Origin of the sequence: Amycolatopsis cynarae, from assembly GCF_026802195.1 — a bacterium.
Classification (GTDB): Bacteria; Actinomycetota; Actinomycetes; order Mycobacteriales; family Pseudonocardiaceae; genus Amycolatopsis_E; species Amycolatopsis_E rhizosphaerae.
Genome location: NZ_CP113836.1, coordinates 3222564 through 3240154 on the forward strand (window position 1 = coordinate 3222564; position 17591 = coordinate 3240154).

Consider the following 17591-nt stretch of genomic DNA (forward strand, 5'->3'; position numbering starts at 1 on the left):
CGTCGCCCTCATTATGCACGCACCGCGTGCATCAGCAAGTGCATAGGTTAGACTCAAGCCTGACGAGAGGGGCGAGATGACTGGCCGACGGCGATGGTCGACCGAGGAGATCCTGGACACGGCGGCGGAACTGCTGCGTACGGACGACGCCGAGTCGTTCAGCGTGCGCAAGCTCGCCGCGACGCTCGGTACCGACTCCTCCAGCCTCTACCGGCACTTCCGCAACAAGACCGAACTGCTGCGAGCGGTCGCCGACCGGATCCTGCTGGCCACCATGGACGGCTACCACCCCGAGGGCGACTGGAAGCAGCGCGTCACCGCCCTGGCCCTGCGCCTGCGCGAGGCATTCGGTGAGCAGCTCCAACTCGCCGCGGTGTGGGGACGCTACGGGTCCGGTGGCACCGGTTCCCGTTTGGTCATGGAGGAGTTGCTGCAGGCCTTGCGCGCGTCGGGCCTGCCCGACGAGGAGGTCCCGGCGCGCTACCACCGCATCGTGATCCTCCTCGCCGCGCTGATCTCATCCGAAGCCAGGATCGGCACCATCACGCCCAAGGAGTACGAACAGGCCATGGAGCAGTTCCGTGTCGCGGTGCTCGGCGCCGACCCCGAGCGGTTCCCCGCCCTGGCCCACTTCGCTCGCGACATCCGCCCCCTCGGGGAAGACCGCCGCGCCGCGTTCGAGGAGATCCTCGCCGCCCACCTCGCCCACATCGAGGCCCAGATCCCCTGACGTACCGGATCACAAGTGTGACGCGGCTGCCGGCCCGGCTGATCCTGCCGTTCTGCCGTGCGCGTTGGACACGACGGCTCACAGCCGCCGGATGATCCGTGCCGGATTGCCCGCGGCGAACACGTGATCCGGTATGTCCCGGATGACGACACTGCCCGCGCCGATGACCGTGTTCTCACCGATGGTCACGCCCGGGCAGACGATCACACCGCCACCGAGCCAGGTGTTGTCGCCGATCGTGATGGGGGCGGTGCGCTCCCATCCGGCGCGACGTCGGTCATGCTCTTCCATCGGGTGCAGAGCCGTGAGCAGTTGCGCTCGTGGGCCGATCCGGACGTCGTCGCCGATGGTGATCACGGCGTCGTCCATGAAAAGGGCGTCGTTGTTGACGAAGCTGTTCGCACCGATGCCGATCTGCGCACCATAGCTGCACTGGAAACGCGGAAGAACGGAGGCGCCGGGGCCGAACTCGGCGAGCAGTTCTTCCAGGATCCGGCGGCGCTCAGCGTCGCCGTCCGCTGCGGTCGCGTTGAACCTGTCGAGCATTCGCCGGCAGCGCCGTCGTTCCCCGACCAGCTCGGGTGCATCGAGGTACCAGTCGCCCCGCAGCATTCGGTCTTTCTGTTCGCTCATGCGGCCATTTTTCGGCGGACTCGCTGCCCGGCACCATGGTCAAGAGAACACGGGAAATCGTTGTCCGACGCGGCTTCGGCGGCGGACGGGTCGGAGCGTTGATCCGCATCCTGGACGCGGACCTTCGTCGCCGACCCTCCGCCGCCGAGGCAACCAACGCCGCACGGGCGCGGGGAACGCCAGGCCGGTTCAGCGGGCCGGTGCCGGAAGGTGGAGGCGTCCGTCGTGGACTTCGGCGATCTCGTCGACGGCGGAGAGGTGGCTGCGGTCGTGGGTGACCAGGACGGTGGCGGTGGCCTGCTCGCGGGTGAGGCGGGTGATCAACTCGATGACGGCGGCGCCGCGTTCGTGGTCGAGTGCGCTGGTCGGCTCGTCGGCCAGGAGGACGGTGGGGCCGTTCATCAGGGCGCGGGCGATGTTGACACGCTGGCGCTGGCCGCCCGAAAGTTCGTGGGGGCGGCGTCCGGCCTGGGCGGCGAGGCCGACGGCGTCGAGCAGTTCCATGGCCCGGCCGCGGGCCCTGGCGGCGGAGCGGCCGTCGATCCGGGCCATGACCTGGAGTTGTTCGGCGGCGGTGAGGGAGGGCAGCAGGTTGGGCTGCTGGAAGACGATGCCGATCTTCCGGCGGCGCAGGTCGGCGAGTTCGCCCCCGGTCATGCCGGTGGTCGTGGTGCCGTCGATGGTGACGGTGCCGTCATCCGGAGTGACGAGGGTGGCGGCGACGGCCAGCAGGCTGGATTTGCCGGACCCCGAGGGGCCCACGACGGCGGTCAGCCTGCCCTTGGGGACATCCAGGGTGACGTGGTCGAGGGCGGTCAGGCGGGAGTCGCCGTCGGGATAGGTGAGGGTGATGCCGGTCAGGGTCAAGCTCATCGGGCGCTCCCCAGTGCGGTCAGCGGGTCGACGGAGGTGATGCGACGGATGGACAGGGCGGCGCCGAGCGCGCCGAGCAGGATCATCACCGCGGCCGGGACGACGACGGTGGAGGGCGTGAGCAGGAACGGCACGGCGCTGCCGATGAGGGCGCCGAGGCCGGCGGCGATGCCACTACCGACGAGGGTGCCTCCGGCGAGCAGGACGACGGCCTGGCCGAGGGCGTCCTTCAGCAGGTGGGCGGTGGAGGCACCGAGGGCCTTCAGCACGGCGATGTCGCCGCTGCGCTGGATCGTCCAGACGGTGAAGAAGGCACCGATCACCAGGGCGGAGATGGCGAACAGGAAGCCGCGCATGAGCTGCAGCGAGCCGTTTTCCGAGGTGTAGGAGCCGATCGCGGACAGGGAATCGTCCTTGGTGACGGTACTGGTGCCCGCGGCCCGGTCGGCGGCGGGCACGTCGGCGCCGGAGGTGGTGTCGAGGGCGATGACGCTCGCGATCGGGCCGTCGCGGTCGCCCGTGCGGGGTGCGGCCTTCTGCCAGACATCGAGCGCGGTCCAGATGACCGGGGTGTGGCTGAAGGACGCGTCGCCCTGCACGGCGGACACCGTCAGCGTCTGCCCGGCTGCGCTGAACGTGTCGCCGGGTTTCAGGCCGAGGTCGTCGGCGGCCGTGGTGGACAGGACCGCCGAATGCTCGTCGATCCTGCCGCCGTCCGGGGCGAGGTGGGAGCCGGGCCGGACACCGAAGACGGAGACCCCGGTGCTCCGGTCACCGGCGGTGGCCCTGGTGATCGCGATGCCCAGCGGCTCGGCGGCGGTGACACCGGCGGTCCCGGCCCACTGCCGCCACTGCTTTTCGGTGATGGTGGAACTGGCGTACGACAGGGACTGCCCGCCGCCGGGTGCGGCGAAGGCGATCCTGTCCGCGGGCAGGCCGGTGATCGCGGACACGTTCTGCCGGCCCAGCCCGGCCGTCAGCCCGGAGAGCAGGCCGACCAGCAGGGTGATCAGCACGATGACGGCGCCCATCAGGGCGAACCGCCCCTTGGCGAACTTCAGGTCTCTCCAGGCGACGAACACGGCCTCGGCCTGCCCTTTCTTGCGGTGGAAACGGTATGCCCCCAGGTTCGCCGCCGACCGCCTCCGCGGGCATCCGGCGGGCGACGGCAGTTCGCGCGCCGGAGGGTGGAACGCCGGTTCCAACTTTCGATGGAGGTCGCCCGCGGGCCGCCTGTTTATGGTGGAAGGACCGTGAACCCCACCGTCCCCACCCTCACCCCGACCACCCGTGCCCTGGCCTGGTGCCTGCACCTGCTGATCGTCGCCCTGCTCGCCCTGCCCGCCGCCCGGGCCGTGGCCGACGGGCGTCCGCATGCCGGGTGGGTCGTCGCCGTGGCGGCGGTGTGCGGGCTGCTGTACACGGCCGGGCCGCTCCTGCCACGCATCCACCTCTCCCGGCGGGCAGCCGCGTGGTGGCTGGCCGCCGTGGGCGCACTGTGGCTGGTACTGCTGGCTCTGTCCGCGGACGGCGTGTGGGTAGCCTTCCCGCTGTACTTCCTCCAGCTCCACCTGCTGTCCCGCCGCGCCGGACTGTCCGCCGTGGCCGCGACGGCGCTCGCCGCGATCACCGGCTTCGCCGTGCACCAGGGCTCCTTCAGCCCGGCGATGGCCATCGGCCCGGCGCTCGGCGCCGCCGTCGCCGTGGCGGTGGTGTGGGGCTACCAGGCCCTGTACCGGGAGAGCGAACAACGCAGGCGCCTGATCGAGGAGCTCACCGCCACCCGCGCCGGTCTGGCGCGGGCGCAGCACACGGCCGGGGTGCTGGCCGAGCGCGAGCGTCTGGCCCGGGAGATCCACGACACCCTCGCCCAGGGGCTCTCCAGCATCCAGCTGCTGCTGCGCGCCGCCGAACGGGCCCTCCCCGACCGGCCCGGCGCCGCCGCGCAGTACGTGGACCAGGCCCGCCAGGCCGCCGTGGACAACCTCGCCGAGGCCCGCCGGTTCGTCGCCGCTCTCACGCCCCCTTCCCTGGAAGGGACCACCCTTTCCGGCGCGCTGGAACGTCTGTGCACCACCAATTCCCGGCACGGGATCACCGCACGCTTCCACCTCACCGGAGAGCCGGCACCACTGCCGACCGCACACGAGGTCGCCCTGCTGCGCATCGCACAGTCGGCCCTCGCGAACACCGTCCGCCACGCCCGCGCCACCACCGCCGAAGTCACCCTCGCCTACCTCGGCGGCCACGTCGCCCTCGAGGTCGTCGACGACGGCAGCGGCTTCGACCCCGGTCGACTGCCCGTCCCCGACCCCGAAAGCGGCGGTTTCGGGCTGGCGGCCATGCGCGCCCGCATGCACGCACTCGGCGGTACCCTGACCGTCGAATCCGCACCCGGCCACGGCACCGCCCTGGCCGCCCGGATGCCCCTCCCCCAGCCCGCACGGACCGACCACGAGGCCCGCCCGTGACCGACACCCCCATCCGGCTCCTGCTGGCCGACGACCACCCCGTGGTGCGAGCCGGGCTGCGGGCCGTGCTGGAGACCGAACCCGGCCTCGCCGTGGTGGCCGAAGCCGCCACCGCCGAGGCCGCCGTCGCCCGCGCCGCCGAGGGCGACATCGACGTCGTGCTGATGGACCTGCAGTTCGGCAAGGGGATGAGCGGCGCCGAGGCCACCGCCGCGATCACCACCCGCACGGGCGCACCCCGTGTTCTGATCGTCACCACCTACGACTCCGACGCCGACGTGCTGCCCGCCATCGAGGCTGGGGCCACCGGTTACCTCCTCAAGGACGCCCCTCCCGAGGACCTGGCCGCCGCCGTGCGCACGGCCGCCGCGGGCCGCACCACCCTGGCTCCCGCGGTCGCCGACCGGCTCATGAACCGGCTGCGCACGCCCGGCACGGCTCTGACCCGGCGCGAAACCGAAGTCCTCGCGCTGGTGGCCGACGGCCTGTCCAACCAGGCCATCGGCCACCGCCTCCACCTCACCGAAGCGACCGTCAAATCCCACCTCTCCCGCATCTACACCAAGCTCGACGTCGACTCGCGCACCGCCGCCGTCGCCACCGCGACCGACCTCGGCTTCATCCGCCGCTGACCGGCCCGGCCCCGCTCGGCTCGCGCATGCCAGGACCGGTCGCGGGTCCCTAAGCTGTGGCCATGAACGACCCGACCGCGCGGATCGGCAGGCTGGCCGTCGAATCGCTGGACCTGCTCATCGAGGCCGTGGCGCGGACTCCGCCGGAGAGCTGGGACCGGCCGTCCATTCTGGACGGCTGGAGCGTGCGTGACCTCGTCGGTCACGCCACCGGGAGCGCGGCGAAGATCGTGGCGCTCCTCGAGGATGGGGAGATCTGGGGCCGCTCCGAGCCCGCCGACTGGGTGTGCGAGAACCCGGCGGCACGGCTTCGCGAACTGGCCGACCGATTGCGGGACGCCCTGCCGGGCGCCGACCTCGACGCGCCGCGAACGTCGCCGCAGGGTGAGGTCCCGTTGCACCGGGCGCTGACCTATCCCGTTTCGGACCTGGCCATCCACAGCTGGGACCTGCACCGCTCCCAGGGCAGGCTGCTCGAACTGCCGGAGGACCTCCTGGCGTTCTGCCGCGAGCTGGTGGAGTCGGTGCCGGAGGACGCGCTGAGGCGGCCGGGCGCGTTCGGGCCTGCCCAGCCCGCGCCCGAAGACTCGACGCCCACCACTCGGCTCATGGCCTACCTCGGACGCGCGATCGACGACCGGGGCTGAGTGGCGGCACCGGACACCCGCGCGGCGTGGGGTGGCTGCGTGTCATAGGTCGTGTCAGTGGTCGTGTCAGTGCGGTGGCGGCCCGGTGTCAGTGCGGCCCTCGATCGTGGACTCCATCAGTTCACCGGGGCCCACCTCAGCCGGGCCCCCAGCGAAGGAGGGCACGCCATGCCGACGTTCAACACCCCCGAGCCGATCTCCGCCATCGTGGACATCCCCGCGGGCCACGTCCGGTTCCTCGCCACCGACCAGGCCGACACCACCGTCGAGATCCGGCCCGCGGACACCTCCAAGGGCCGCGACGTGAAGATGGCCGAGCAGACCAAGGTCGAATACGGCGACGGAACCCTGCGCATCCAAGCCCCGGCGAAGAACCAGTACTTCGGCCCCTCCGGCTACCTCCAGGTGACGATCGGGCTGCCCGCCGGCTCCCGGATCGAGGTGAAGGCGGCCAGCGTCGACCTCCAGGCCGACGGACGGTTCGGCGACGTCACCGTCGACAGCGAGCACGGCTCGATCCACGTCGAGGAGACCGCCAGCGCCCGCCTCACCACTGCCGCGGGCGACATCTCCGTCGACCACCTCGACGGAGATGCGCAGATCCGCACCAGCAAGGGCGACATCCGCATCACCGAGGCCGTGCGCGGCACCGTCGTGCTGCGCACCGAGGCCGGCGAGGTGGAAATCGGCGCCGCCACCGGAGTCTCGGCCTCCCTCGACGCCGGTACCTCCCACGGCCGCATCCACAACTCGCTGAACAACACCGAAGGCGCCGCCGCCCAGCTCACCATCCACGCGACCACCACCGTCGGCGACATCGTCGCCCGCGGCCGCTGAAGAGAACCGATATCACCGCACGACAGGGGAAGTGGCGCAGCGCTGTACCGCCATCGCGTCCTGCGCCACCGAAGCCGTCGCGCTGCCCAGGAGCCGCAGTGCCGCCTCCGACGGCGAGCCGGGCTCGGCCGTGTAGGCGATCAGGTGCTGGCCTGAGGTGCCGGGGAGGACGAGGTTTTCGAAACTCAGTTCCATTGCACCGACCAGGGGGTGACGCAGGTGCTTCAGCCCGGAGGTGCAAGTGCGCACCGGGTGCCGTGCCCAGAGCGAGGCGAACTCGTCACTGTTCATGGTGAGGTGGCCGACAAGCTCGGCCAGGGAGCGGTCGTCGGGGTGGCGACCGGCGACCAGGCGCAACGAGGCCACGGCGAGCTGTGCCTGGTCGTGCCAGTTCGCGTACAACTCCCGGTACTGCTCGTCCAGGAACAGCATCCGGGTCAGGTTGGGGCGGGTGGCGGGGGTGTCCGGGCCAGCGGCCGGCAGGTGACCGGCGAGCAGCGCGTGGCCCAGTCGGTTCCAGGCGAGGACGTCGTTGCGCCGGTCCAGGACGAGGGCCGGGACGTCGGTCATGGCCGCCAGAAGCTGCCGGGCCGAACCGCTGGCGTGCGCCACCCGGGGCGGAGCGGGGCGGGACGACGCCGCGGCGGGGCGGGCGAGGTCTTTCAGGTGGACCGTCTCGTCTTCGGTGAGGCGGAGGGTGCGCGCGATCGCCTCCAGCAAGCCGTCGGAGACGCTGACGGCGCGGCCCTGTTCGAGGCGGGTGTAGTGGGTGATGCTGACGTTGGCGAGCATCGCCAGTTCCTCGCGGCGCAGCCCGGTGACGCGGCGACGGGTCGGGTGCGGGGTGATGCCGACTTCCTCGGGGCGCAGCGCGGCGCGGCGCGACTTGAGGAACTCTCCCAACTCGGACGAGGCGTCCATTCCTGCCTCCAGGTCGGCGGGCTGCTACAGACCGTGGTCACTGACCTCACCATGATGCCCGCCGGTTCCGAAGGCCGGAAGCCGTAAGGGTGGTCAGGTAATGACTACCCTCGCGCTGGCTGCGCACGGCAGGGTTCTGGCTGGGAATCCGGGCGCCGACGAGCCTTTTCCGGTAACCACACGCGAGCGAGCGCGCCGCGTGTCAGGAACCATGAGGAAAGGGACTCGACGTCATGTCTGTCACCGATACGGAGGTCGCCGGTGCCGCGCCCGGCCCTGCCGTCGGCACGCCACCAACCGTGCTCACCCCCCGGCTCCGGCTGGTGCTGGTACTGCTGCTCACAACGCAGTTCATGCTGGCCGTGGACTTCGCCATCCTGAACGTGGCGCTGCCGGTGATCGGTGAGGGCCTGGGCTTCCCGCTGGCGCACCTGCAGTGGATCGGCACGGCGTTCGCGCTGTGCGCGGCGGGCTTCACCCTGCTCTTCGGCCGGGTCGCGGACCTGTTCGGCCGCCGCCGGCTGTTCCTCGCCGGCCTGGTGGTCCTGGGCGCGGCCTCGCTCATGGGCGGGCTGGCGCGGAACCCGGAAATGCTGATCACGGCCCGCGTCTTCCAGGGGCTGGCCACCGCCGCCGTGACCCCCGCCGCGCTGTCGCTGATGACCACCTCGTTCCCGGAAGGCCCCCTGCGTCAGAAGGCGCTCGGCCTCAACGGGGCACTGATGTCCAGCGGATTCACCACCGGCGCCATCCTCGGCGGCGTACTGACCGACCTGCTGTCGTGGCGATGGGCGTTCTTCATCAACGTGCCCGTCGCGATCGCCGTGCTGCTCATCGCCCCCAGGGTCATCAAGGAATCCCGACCCGACGAGCGCCCCAAGCTGGACGTGCCCGGCGCCGTCAGCGTCACGCTCGGCCTGCTGGCCGTCATCTTCGGGCTCACCCAGGCCGGCGAGAAGGGCTGGGGCTCGGCAAGCGCCCTGTTGTCGCTGGCGGCGGGCGTGGTGCTGCTGCTGGTGTTCTACGCCATCGAACGCAAGGTGTCCCGGCCGCTGGTGCCGCTCGGCATGCTCGGCAAGCGGTCGGTGGCCTGGGGCAACTTCGCCGGTCTGATCGCGTTCCTCACCTTCACCTCGCTGGTCTTCCCGCTGACCCTCTACCTCCAGGAAGTACTCGGCTTCTCCGCGCTCGCCGCCGGGCTGTCCTTCGGTGTTCTCGGCATGGGAACGGTCCTGGGCGGCGTCACGGCCTCGAAGGTCATCGGCAGGATCGGCACCAAGCAGACGCTGATCGTGGGCGGCCTTCTGCAGACCGTGTTCACCGCGGCCCTGGTCGGCCTCGGCGACGACCGCTCGTGGCTGTGGCTGATGCTGGTCGCCAGCTTCCTCGGCGGGGTCGGCAACATGCTCGCCATCGTGGGCTTCATGGTCACCGCCACCTCGGGGCACGCGGACCACGAACAGGGTCTGGCCACCGGCCTCGCCACCATGACCCAGCAGGTCGGCATCACGATGGGCACGCCGATCATGAGCGCCGTCGCCACCGCCGCCATGGTCGGCACCGGAGCCTCGGCCGTCCTCGGCGGCCTGAAGGTCGCGATCGCGGTGAACGCCGCCATCGTGCTCTTCGGCGTCCTCGCCAGCATCCTGTTCCTGCGCAACGAACGGCCGGCTGTGCGGTAGCGGCGGGCCGGACGAGTCGTGACCGGCCGCCATGCCCGCACCGCCCCGACCGGCCGGTACCGCCCGATTGGCCCGGTACCGCCGCGATCGGGGCGGTTGCCGAAACCGCTTACCGGCTGCTGCCGGCCTGACGGCCCGGCATCACTTCAGATGCCGGGCGAAGAACCGGTTCCCGTTGTCCCCTGCGAACCGCGGGACGCCGGTGTGCCCGCCCATGTTGGCCTGCAGCGTCTTCTCCTCGGAGCCGAAGGCGTCGAACAGGTCCAGGGCCAGCTGCCGGTCGTTTCCTTCGTCGTCCCACTGCAGCAGGACGTGCAGTGGAATGGTGACCTGCCGGGCCTCCTCGACCATGGAGCGGGGCAGGTAACTCCCGGCGAACAGAAGGGCGGCCGAGATGCGCGGCTCGACCACCGCCAGCCGGATGCCGATGCCGATCACCCCTCCCGCATACCCGACCGGGCCGCCGATCTCGGGCAGCGCAAGGAAGGCGTCCAGGGCGGCCCGCCATTCCGGAACCGACTTTTCGACCAGCGGGAGGATGAGCCGGGCGGCGATCTCGTCGTCGACCGGCTTGCCGGCCTCCAGCGCCCGGTGCAGGTCGGCGCGGGCCTCGTCGGCGGCGGCGGAACGGGGCCGGTCACCGCTCCCGGGGAGCTCGATGGTGGCCGCGGCGAAGCCCTCCGCCGCGGAGTGCCGGGCCCGGGCCACCAGCCGGGGATACATCTTGTGCAATCCGCCGGGGTGGCCGAGGAGGATCAGCGGGGCCGGTGCGGATGCGGAGGCGGATCCGGGCGTCCACAGGATGCCGGGGATCTCGCCGAGGGTGAATTCGCGCTCGAGGACGCCGTCGTCGAGGCGCTGTTCGGAAGTGAATCGCATGGTCGTGCCTTTCGGGAGTGCTCTTGAACGGCGCTCCCGGACGACCTATCGCCCGACCGTGACCCCAGAGGGGAGCACCCATGTCGATACGTTCACGGGTACCACCTCCTCGGTCTCTCGCACGGCCTCGGGAAGAGTAGCAGCGGTCGCCGTGGTCCGATCAACGGGTTTTTGGTGGAAGTATCCGCTGGTCCGCCCTGCGATCCCGCTAGCTCAAGTGATGTTGTGCCCAATCGGAGATGCGGCTCAGCCGGGCGGCGGCTTTGGCCGGGTCACCGGTTCGGGTCGGCTGGTCCACCTCGAAATCGTGCCCGGTCAGACCGCTTTCCTCCTCGACGATGCGAGCGATGCGATAGGCCAGTTCCATCACTTCCAACGCCGCCGGACCCGAGTAGCGGTAAGTTTCGCTCCTCGGCGACGGAATTTCGCGTTCGTGGTGTGTTCGACCCAGTAGGTGGGTGGGTGTTTTTTCCATGGGCGCAGCGGTGCGGTCAAACGCCCTCATCGATGACTGCGGTGGGCGGTCTCCGGGCCGACGAGACGGAGGAGTTCGAGAGCCTCGCCGCTCCTGGAGTCGGGCGGCGGCGTCAAGAGGCGCAGCCGCTGGTCCGCGGCCTGCGTCTGCAGTATCTCGTAGTCGAATTCGATGGGCCCGATGGACGGATGCGTGACGTGCAGGCGGCTCGCGTGGCGCACGGCGACTTCGTGCCGCTGCCAAAGGTCGGCGAACTCCTCGCTCGCGGCCGCCAGCCGGTCGATCAGGGAGCTCGAGGGGCGGTCGTAGCCGCGACGGGTCACGGCGGCACGCAGGTCTGCGACGTGCAAGCGGCTGAGGCGTTCGTGTTCCCCGGCGGGGTACGGCTCGCGCACGAACGGATCGGTGAACCAGCGCCACACGATGTTCCGGTTGGGTTCCTCGATCGTGCACACGCACCCGAACAAGGCCTCGGCCAAGGCGTTCTGTGCGAGCAGATCCCCAAGATCGGTCAGGAGCTGGGCCGGCGTACCGCCCAGCCGGCCAAGAAGGTAGAGCAGGCCGGGACGGACGTGATCCCCGGCGCGCGCTCCTTCGGGCGGACGGTGGCCCGCCAGCAGGTAAAGGTGGTCCCTTTCGTCCTCGGTCAACCGCAATGCCCGCGCGAGCGCGGTCAAGAGCTGGGCCGACGGCTGGGAGCTCCGCGCCTGCTCGAGCCGCATCACGTAGTCGGCCGACACCCCGGCCAGCTGGGCCACTTCTTCGCGGCGCAGACCGGGCGTGCGGCGTCGCGGTCCGGCGGCCAGGCCGGCCTCTTCCGGCCGGAGGCGCTCCCGGGAACGGCGGAGGAAGTCCGCCAGCTTGGCACGGTCCATCTTCATGTCGTCCATTTTCCCTGCCCCGGCTCACCTTTCGTGCCGCGCACGCTAGGAGAGCCGATCCTAGGGAAGGCGCTCCGCTCCTCATCTCCACACGCTCCGGGCAATGTCTCGAGTGTCCGGCGATGAGAAGGGAAATGGACATGAGGGAAGTCACTGTGGACGCCGCGCGGGTGCCGTACCGGGTGCTGGGCGAGGGCCGCCCGCTCCTACTGGTGCACGGAACCAATGCGGGCTCGAAGTCATGGGATCGCGTGGCCGGCGCGTTCACCGGCACCAGCAAGGTGGTGCTGCCCGATCTCTCGGGCAGCGACGCGGCGCGGGACGAAGGGCGTGAACTCACGGTCGAACTGCTCACCGGGCAGCTCGCCGCCGTGATCTCCGATCTCGGGGAGGGGCCCGTCGACGTGGTCGGGCATTCCATGGCCGCTCCGGTGGTCGCCGCGCTCGCCGCGGACAGGCCCGACTTGGTTCGCAACCTCGTGCTGGTGGCGGGCTTTGCCGGGCAGGGCGACGAATACTTCCGCAACGCGCTGACCCTGTGGCGCGATCTCGCCGGTGACGCAGGCGCTTTCGCCCGGTACGCGATGCTGCTGGCCTTCAGCCGTGCACATCTGGCTTCCCTCGGCCGGGCGGCCGTGGAGGAGCTTGCCGCGGCCTACCAGCCCAACGCGGGCAGGCTCCGGCAACTCGATCTCGACCTCCGGCTGGACGTCCGCGACCTGCTCCCGCGGGTCCAGGCGCCGACACTGGTGATCGGATGCACCCGGGACGTGCTGGCCCCCGTGGAGAGCTCCCATGAGCTGGCCGCCGCCATTCCCGGTGCCTCTTATGCGGAATTGGACTGCGGGCACATCGTGATGGCCGAGCGGCCGAAGGAGTTCGTGAAGCTCGTCCGCGACTTCATCAACTGAGCGGTTCCGGCGCGGCGGATCTTCTGCGGCCTCCCGTCGGCCGGGTTCGGCCAGATCAACCGGGACAGATGCCCGACGATCAATGCCATATCAATAATCGAGCTTATCCATATGATCTACACCTTTCCCATCCTCCCCGGTAGTTCGAGTTTCATAACCAGAACTCGACCTTTGAGTTCAAGATCAGAAACCTGCTAGGGTGCTGGTGTGACTGAAGTGGTCCAGGAGATGACGGAAGACGGGGTCGAACCGACCGCGAGTGCGAAGCCGCTCCCGCCGGTCCGCCGTGGCAGCCGGGAGGAGCGCCGGGAAGCCTCGCTCCAGTCCTTCGGCGCGGGAAAGGAGGCGCGGTGCGCCTACTGCGGCCGGACGCTGCCGCCGATCCCGCCGCGGGGCGGCAGGCCCACCCCCTACTGCCCCGCCGATCCGGAGCGCTACGGACGCTGGGGGGCCAAGGTCATCACGTGCGCACTACTCGACGAATGCCGTGAAATCTGGGTGCACACCTACGGTGCCGACCAGCCGATGACGCGGGTGGACCTGCGAACGCTGGATGAGCGGGCGGCAACCGTGCTCGACGCCCTCGAACCGGTCCGTGAGGAGATCGCCGCGCTGCGCACCCGCGTGAGCGACGAGGCGGCGGCCGCACTGGAGGAAAAGTCAGCCGCGGAAGTCGTGCGGGACGCGGCGATCGAGCGGGCTCGGGAAGCCGAGGCGGAACGAGCGAAGGCCGCCGAGGAAGCCGAGCAGGCCAGGCGACAGGCCGAGGAGGATCGGACCAGAGCGGTCGAAGCACAGGAACGGTCGGCACTGGCGGTGCGGGAGAAGGACGAGGCACTCGCCCGGCAGCAGGCGGCGGAAAGGGAGAAGACCAAGGCGATCGTGGATCGCGAACGGGCACTGGATCAGGTCACCGCCGCGCACGAGAAGATCGCCGAACTGCAGACCGCCCTCACCGGGGAACGCGCCACCGCCCTGGAACGCCTCGACCAGGTACGCCACGAGGAGGCCCGGGCGCGCCAGAACCTCACCGAGGAATACGAGCAGCGGCTACGCGCCCGCACCGAGGAGTTCAACGGGCAAGCCCGCTCCCTCCAGGCCGCGGCCGACCAGCGCGTCGCCGAACTGACCACCCGGCTCGCGCAGGCCACCCAGGCCTACGCCGACGCGCTCGCCCCGCTGCACGAACAGGTCGGGAAGCTCCGCGCCGACCTCACGACACAGACCACGCACGCCGCCGACCTGGGGCGCCGGCTGGAAGACCTGCGCTCCGCCCTCGCCAAGGCCCTGGACGAGACCACCGAAGAGGAATCCCTGCGCGGCCGACTGGCCGCCGTACTCGGACGGCAGAGTGTCGAGCCCGGTGGTGAGGGCACCGGCGTCAAGTAGCGGTCTTGGCCGGGCCGGTCAGTGGCCTTGGTGGGTGTTGAGCCGGGCGGCCTGGCGGGTCAGGTGGTCGCGTTCGGCGAGATCGGGTGCCTGGTGGGCTGCCTCGGCGTACAGCCGTGCTGCCGTTGCCAGGTCGCCGGCGCGTTCGTGGAGGTACGCCGCCGCCGCGGTGTGGCGGGGCAGTGCGTCGTCCACCGCCGCGAGTGCGGCAAGCCCGGCGCGCGGTCCGTCGGCCTCGCCGACGGCCACCGCGCGGTTGAGCCGGACGACCGGGCTGTCGGTCAGGCGCGCGAGCTCGTCGTACCACTCGACGATCTGCGGCCAGTCGGTCTCCTCGGCGGTTTGCGCGTCGGCGTGCAGCGCGGCGATGGCGGCCTGGGCCTGGAACTCACCCAGCCGGTCGCGGGCCAGGGCCGCCTGCAGGATCTCCACGCCCTCGGCGATCAACCCGGTGTCCCACCGGCCTCGGTCCTGCTCCGCGAGCGGAACCAGGCTGCCGTCCGGCGCGGTCCGGCTGGCGCGCCGGGCGTGGTGCAGCAGCATAAGGGCGAGCAGCCCCGCCACCTCGGGGTGGTCGATCGCGGCCGCCAGCTGCCGGGTGAGCCGGATGGCCTCCGCGGCGAGGTCGACGTCGCCGGAGTAGCCCTCGTTGAAGACCAGGTAGAGAACGCGCAGCACGGTGGCAACGTCGCCGGGCTGGTCGAACCGCACGCCGGAAACGGTGCGCTTGGCCCGGCTGATGCGCTGCGCCATGGTCGCCTCGGGCACCAGGTATGCCTGGGCGATCTGGCGGGTGGTCAGCCCGCCGACGGCGCGCAGCGTGAGCGCGACGGCGGACGAGGGCGTCAGCGACGGGTGGGCACACCGGAAGTAGAGCTGGAGCGTGTCGTCCGCCGCGAGCGCGGGCCCTGGCCGCGGCTCCTCCTCGACGAGGTCCTCACGGCGGCGGCGGGCGGCGTCCGCCCGGGCCGCGTCCAGAAACTTTCGCCAGGCCACGGTGACCAGCCAGCCCTTGGGGTCCCGCGGCGGGTCGGCCCGCCATACGCGGAGCGCCTCGATCAGCGCGTCCTGCACGGCGTCCTCGGCCGCCGCGAAGTCGGCTCCGCGGCGGACGAGGATCCCGAGCACCTTCGGGGTGAGGCTCCGGAGCAGGGCCTCACCCATCGGCGGGGTCATTCCGTGATCGTGGGGTGGCAGCCCAGGAACGGACGCACCTCAAGCCACTCGTGGATCGGCTTCCCGCCCGCGCCGGGGGCGGCCGACAGCTCCCCGGCCAGTTCGATGGCGCGCTCGTAGCTGTCGACGTCGATCACCATCCAGCCGGCGATGAGGTCCTTGGTCTCGGCGAACGGGCCGTCGGTGACCGGCGGCCGCCCCTCGCCGTCGTACCGGACGAACTTCCCCTCGGGGGCGAGTGCCTGGCTGTCGACGAACTCGCCGGTCTTCTCGAGCCGGGCCGCGAAGTCCTGCATGTACCGCACGTGCGCCAAGATCTCCTCCGGCGTCCACTGGTCCATGGGCACGTCGTTCACCGAGGCCGGCGCGCCACGGTAGTGCTTGAGCAGCAGGTACTTGGCCATCGTGTTCTCCTGGAAGCCGGTGCGACCCATTGTGGCCGCATTCACCGCGGGGACGGAGCCGGCCACGCGTTCTCGACATCCCCGTCCGGGTGAATCGGCTGGCTCTCAAGCGGACACGCGCCGCCCGTGCTCCGGCACCTACCCGGCAGCGGCCCGAGAGGTTCAGACCAGGTTTTCCGGGGTGTCGAGCACGAGGTCCAGCAGTCCGGGGAAGCACGAGTCCAGGTCGTCCCGGCGCAGCGACAGGATCCGCTCCGCCCCGCGGACGCGCACCAGGAGGATCCCGGCTTCGCGGAGCACCTTCTGGTGATGCGAGAACGTGGACCTGCTGATCTGGAGCCCGGCGTCCTGTTGCAACCGGGTACACGGGGATTCGCCCTTCTGCGCCAGAGCCCGGACGGTCGCCAGGCGCCCGGGGTCGGCCAACGCGGCGAGAACCTTCGACAACCGTAGGTCGGTCACGGGCGGGTGGGGTTGCTCCAGCACGACGCTCATGCCTTCCATCCTAGGCCAATGTCGAATCTCATGATACTGTTCGATGAACTTCGACGTTCGATGATTTTCGACATGGGGAGTGGGATGAGCACCACCAACGACCGGCGATGGCTGATGCTGCCGGTGATCCTGGCCGCCTTCTTCATGTACGGCTTCGACGGCAACGTCGTGAACGTGGCCATCCCGTCGCTCCAGGCGGACCTCGGCGCCGGGGAGGCGGCGCTGGAGCTGGTCGTCGGCGCCTACGTCTTCACCTACGCGGCCGGACTCGTGCTCGGCGGGCGCCTGGGCGACCTGTTCGGCTTCCGGCGCATGTTCCTGCTGGGGATGACGAGCTTCACCGTCGCCTCCGTGCTGTGCGGCCTCGCGCAGAACTCGACGGAGCTGGTGATCTTCCGGATGCTGCAGGGTCTGACCGCGGCCGCCATGGTGCCGCAGGTGCTCGCTCTGATCATGGCCGCGTTCACGCCCGAGCAGCGCCCGCGCGCCCTCCTCTGGTTCGGCGTGACCGGCGGCCTGAGCGGCATCTGCGGCCAGGTCCTGGGCGGCCTGATGCTGGTGTCCAACCTGTTCGGCCTCGGCTGGCGGGTGATCTTCTTCGTCAACGTCCCGGTCGGCTTCACCGTCCTCGCCTTCGCGTTGCGCCTGCTGCCCGCCACCTCGTCGGAACGGCGGCCGAGCCTGGACGGCATCGGTGTCCTCGGCATTTCCGGTTCTCTCGCGCTGGCGCTGGTGCCGCTGGTCCTGGGCCGCCAGACGGGCTGGCCGGTGTGGGCGTGGGTCCTGCTGGTGGCCTCGGTCCCGGCGATGACCGCCGCACTGCTGTGGGAGCGCCGGGTGGCGCGCACCGGCGGCCAGCCGCTGCTGGACCTGACCCTGTTCCGCAGCAAGGTCTTCAACACCGGGCTGGCCATCAACGCGGCGTTCATGGCCTTCTTCACCAGCTACCTGTTCTGCCTCAGTCTGCTGCTACAGTCCGGGCTCCGGTTCAGCGCGCTGGACGCGGGCCTGACCTTCGCTCCCACCGCTGTGCTCGCGATGGCCGCCTCGCTGTCCGGAAAAGGCCTGGTCGCCAAGTACGGTCTGCGGGTGTTGACCTTCGGCTCGCTGATCACCGCCGTCAGCGTCCTGATCGCCGCGGTCGGCCTGCAGGTCCAGGGCGGTGAGATCGCCCAGGCCGTGCTGCTGGTCTCCACCGCGCTGATGGGCATCGGCAACGGCCTCATCCTGCCGTCGCTGATCGGCGCCCCGTTGGCCGCTGTCAAGCCCGCCCAGGCCGGTATCGCCTCGGGCATGCTCTCCACCACGCAGCAGTTCGCCAGCGTGACCGGCGTCGCCGTCGTGGGCGCCCTCTTCTTCGCCAAGCTCGGCGACCACCCGGGCCGAGCGGCCTACGCCTCCGCCGCCGAGCTGGCCGCCTGGATAGCGCTCGGCATCATCCTGGTGATGGCGGTCCTCGCCACGGTGCTGATCCGGGCCACGGCGGCACCCGCAGCCGCGGTGGAACGCGAAACGCCCGCCGCCGACATGGTTCCCGCGAAGGCGTGAGCACGGG

19 protein-coding genes are annotated in these 17591 nt (G+C 70.8%); 9 read left to right on the forward strand and 10 right to left on the reverse strand.

Features of this window, described 5'->3' with window-relative positions:
* Positions 1–76: 76 nt before the first annotated feature.
* The gene (locus tag ORV05_RS15495) at positions 77–730 is read left to right on the forward strand and encodes a TetR/AcrR family transcriptional regulator (RefSeq protein ID WP_268759195.1); all 654 of its coding nucleotides are present in this window, start codon (positions 77–79) and stop codon (positions 728–730) included.
* A 78-nt stretch (positions 731–808) separates the two neighbouring features.
* On the opposite strand, the gene ORV05_RS15500 is transcribed toward ORV05_RS15495, so the two are convergent.
* The 3 genes from ORV05_RS15500 to ORV05_RS15510 form a co-directional block, all read right to left on the reverse strand.
* Positions 809–1363, reverse strand: a complete 555-nt coding sequence (locus ORV05_RS15500; RefSeq protein ID WP_268759196.1) for a sugar O-acetyltransferase — start codon at positions 1361–1363, stop codon at positions 809–811.
* 189 nt (positions 1364–1552) lie between these two features.
* Positions 1553–2236, reverse strand: coding sequence for an ABC transporter ATP-binding protein (locus ORV05_RS15505; protein WP_268759197.1), 684 nt, complete (start codon positions 2234–2236; stop codon positions 1553–1555).
* Positions 2233–3318 carry an ABC transporter permease gene (locus ORV05_RS15510; protein ID WP_268759783.1) on the reverse strand — a complete coding sequence of 362 codons (1086 nt, stop codon included), beginning with the start codon at positions 3316–3318 and terminating at the stop codon, positions 2233–2235. Before ORV05_RS15510 ends, ORV05_RS15505 begins: the two co-directional genes overlap by 4 nt.
* A 171-nt stretch (positions 3319–3489) precedes the next feature.
* Here ORV05_RS15510 and ORV05_RS15515 point away from each other — a divergent pair, with 171 nt between their 5' ends.
* The 4 genes from ORV05_RS15515 to ORV05_RS15530 all read left to right on the forward strand — a co-directional run bounded on the left by ORV05_RS15515 (position 3490) and on the right by ORV05_RS15530 (position 6823).
* Positions 3490–4707, forward strand: a complete 1218-nt coding sequence (locus ORV05_RS15515; protein ID WP_268759198.1) for a sensor histidine kinase — start codon at positions 3490–3492, stop codon at positions 4705–4707.
* A complete protein-coding gene (locus ORV05_RS15520) occupies positions 4704–5339 on the forward strand; it encodes a response regulator (protein WP_268759199.1) in 636 nt (211 codons plus the stop codon). Before ORV05_RS15515 ends, ORV05_RS15520 begins: the two co-directional genes overlap by 4 nt.
* 62 nt (positions 5340–5401) lie before the next feature.
* On the forward strand, positions 5402–5986 hold the full coding sequence (locus ORV05_RS15525) for a TIGR03086 family metal-binding protein (RefSeq protein WP_268759200.1): 585 nt from the start codon (positions 5402–5404) through the stop codon (positions 5984–5986).
* A 168-nt stretch (positions 5987–6154) separates the two neighbouring features.
* The gene (locus ORV05_RS15530) at positions 6155–6823 is read left to right on the forward strand and encodes a DUF4097 family beta strand repeat-containing protein (protein WP_268759201.1); all 669 of its coding nucleotides are present in this window, start codon (positions 6155–6157) and stop codon (positions 6821–6823) included.
* A gap of 12 nt (positions 6824–6835) precedes the next feature.
* On the opposite strand, the gene ORV05_RS15535 is transcribed toward ORV05_RS15530, so the two are convergent.
* On the reverse strand, positions 6836–7744 hold the full coding sequence (locus ORV05_RS15535; protein WP_268759202.1) for a helix-turn-helix transcriptional regulator: 909 nt from the start codon (positions 7742–7744) through the stop codon (positions 6836–6838).
* A gap of 233 nt (positions 7745–7977) precedes the next feature.
* On the opposite strand from ORV05_RS15535, the gene ORV05_RS15540 reads away from it, so the two are divergent.
* Positions 7978–9426 carry an MFS transporter gene (locus ORV05_RS15540; RefSeq protein ID WP_268759203.1) on the forward strand — a complete coding sequence of 483 codons (1449 nt, stop codon included), beginning with the start codon at positions 7978–7980 and terminating at the stop codon, positions 9424–9426.
* Between the two features lie 141 nt (positions 9427–9567).
* Here the strand turns inward: ORV05_RS15540 and ORV05_RS15545 are convergent, their stop codons facing one another.
* The 3 genes from ORV05_RS15545 to ORV05_RS15555 form a co-directional block, all read right to left on the reverse strand.
* A complete protein-coding gene (locus tag ORV05_RS15545; protein ID WP_268759204.1) occupies positions 9568–10305 on the reverse strand; it encodes an alpha/beta hydrolase in 738 nt (245 codons plus the stop codon).
* Between the two features lie 208 nt (positions 10306–10513).
* Positions 10514–10810: a hypothetical protein gene (locus tag ORV05_RS15550; protein ID WP_268759205.1), complete on the reverse strand. Its 297-nt coding sequence runs from the start codon at positions 10808–10810 to the stop codon at positions 10514–10516.
* The gene (locus ORV05_RS15555) at positions 10807–11661 is read right to left on the reverse strand and encodes a helix-turn-helix transcriptional regulator (RefSeq protein ID WP_326938146.1); all 855 of its coding nucleotides are present in this window, start codon (positions 11659–11661) and stop codon (positions 10807–10809) included. Before ORV05_RS15555 ends, ORV05_RS15550 begins: the two co-directional genes overlap by 4 nt.
* 140 nt (positions 11662–11801) lie before the next feature.
* On the opposite strand from ORV05_RS15555, the gene ORV05_RS15560 reads away from it, so the two are divergent.
* Positions 11802–12572, forward strand: a complete 771-nt coding sequence (locus ORV05_RS15560) for an alpha/beta fold hydrolase (RefSeq protein ID WP_268759206.1) — start codon at positions 11802–11804, stop codon at positions 12570–12572.
* Between the two features lie 207 nt (positions 12573–12779).
* Positions 12780–13961 (forward strand): coiled-coil domain-containing protein, encoded by a 1182-nt coding sequence (locus tag ORV05_RS15565; protein ID WP_268759207.1) that lies wholly within the window; start codon positions 12780–12782, stop codon positions 13959–13961.
* A gap of 18 nt (positions 13962–13979) precedes the next feature.
* Here the strand turns inward: ORV05_RS15565 and ORV05_RS15570 are convergent, their stop codons facing one another.
* From ORV05_RS15570 to ORV05_RS15580, 3 genes are all read right to left on the reverse strand, one after another.
* Positions 13980–15125, reverse strand: coding sequence for an RNA polymerase sigma factor (locus tag ORV05_RS15570; protein ID WP_268759785.1), 1146 nt, complete (start codon positions 15123–15125; stop codon positions 13980–13982).
* A gap of 8 nt (positions 15126–15133) precedes the next feature.
* Positions 15134–15541 carry a YciI family protein gene (locus ORV05_RS15575; protein WP_268759208.1) on the reverse strand — a complete coding sequence of 136 codons (408 nt, stop codon included), beginning with the start codon at positions 15539–15541 and terminating at the stop codon, positions 15134–15136.
* A 162-nt stretch (positions 15542–15703) separates the two neighbouring features.
* A complete protein-coding gene (locus tag ORV05_RS15580) occupies positions 15704–16036 on the reverse strand; it encodes an ArsR/SmtB family transcription factor (RefSeq protein ID WP_268759209.1) in 333 nt (110 codons plus the stop codon).
* Between the two features lie 84 nt (positions 16037–16120).
* Between ORV05_RS15580 and ORV05_RS15585 the strand changes: the two genes are divergently transcribed.
* Positions 16121–17584 carry an MFS transporter gene (locus ORV05_RS15585; protein ID WP_268759210.1) on the forward strand — a complete coding sequence of 488 codons (1464 nt, stop codon included), beginning with the start codon at positions 16121–16123 and terminating at the stop codon, positions 17582–17584.
* Positions 17585–17591: the final 7 nt, after the last annotated feature.

Bases quoted from the DNA above. Each gene is read 5' to 3' on its own strand.
- ORV05_RS15495 (WP_268759195.1), top strand. From the start codon at position 77: ATGACTGGCCGACGGCGATGGTCGACCGAGGAGATCCTGGACACGGCG.
- ORV05_RS15500 (WP_268759196.1), bottom strand. From the start codon at position 1,363: ATGAGCGAACAGAAAGACCGAATGCTGCGGGGCGACTGGTACCTCGAT.
- ORV05_RS15505 (WP_268759197.1), bottom strand. From the start codon at position 2,236: ATGAGCTTGACCCTGACCGGCATCACCCTCACCTATCCCGACGGCGAC.
- ORV05_RS15525 (WP_268759200.1), top strand. From the start codon at position 5,402: ATGAACGACCCGACCGCGCGGATCGGCAGGCTGGCCGTCGAATCGCTG.
- ORV05_RS15530 (WP_268759201.1), top strand. From the start codon at position 6,155: ATGCCGACGTTCAACACCCCCGAGCCGATCTCCGCCATCGTGGACATC.
- ORV05_RS15535 (WP_268759202.1), bottom strand. From the start codon at position 7,744: ATGGACGCCTCGTCCGAGTTGGGAGAGTTCCTCAAGTCGCGCCGCGCC.
- ORV05_RS15540 (WP_268759203.1), top strand. From the start codon at position 7,978: ATGTCTGTCACCGATACGGAGGTCGCCGGTGCCGCGCCCGGCCCTGCC.
- ORV05_RS15545 (WP_268759204.1), bottom strand. From the start codon at position 10,305: ATGCGATTCACTTCCGAACAGCGCCTCGACGACGGCGTCCTCGAGCGC.
- ORV05_RS15550 (WP_268759205.1), bottom strand. From the start codon at position 10,810: ATGAGGGCGTTTGACCGCACCGCTGCGCCCATGGAAAAAACACCCACC.
- ORV05_RS15555 (WP_326938146.1), bottom strand. From the start codon at position 11,661: ATGAAGATGGACCGTGCCAAGCTGGCGGACTTCCTCCGCCGTTCCCGG.
- ORV05_RS15560 (WP_268759206.1), top strand. From the start codon at position 11,802: ATGAGGGAAGTCACTGTGGACGCCGCGCGGGTGCCGTACCGGGTGCTG.
- ORV05_RS15570 (WP_268759785.1), bottom strand. From the start codon at position 15,125: ATGGGTGAGGCCCTGCTCCGGAGCCTCACCCCGAAGGTGCTCGGGATC.
- ORV05_RS15575 (WP_268759208.1), bottom strand. From the start codon at position 15,541: ATGGCCAAGTACCTGCTGCTCAAGCACTACCGTGGCGCGCCGGCCTCG.
- ORV05_RS15580 (WP_268759209.1), bottom strand. From the start codon at position 16,036: ATGAGCGTCGTGCTGGAGCAACCCCACCCGCCCGTGACCGACCTACGG.
- ORV05_RS15585 (WP_268759210.1), top strand. From the start codon at position 16,121: ATGAGCACCACCAACGACCGGCGATGGCTGATGCTGCCGGTGATCCTG.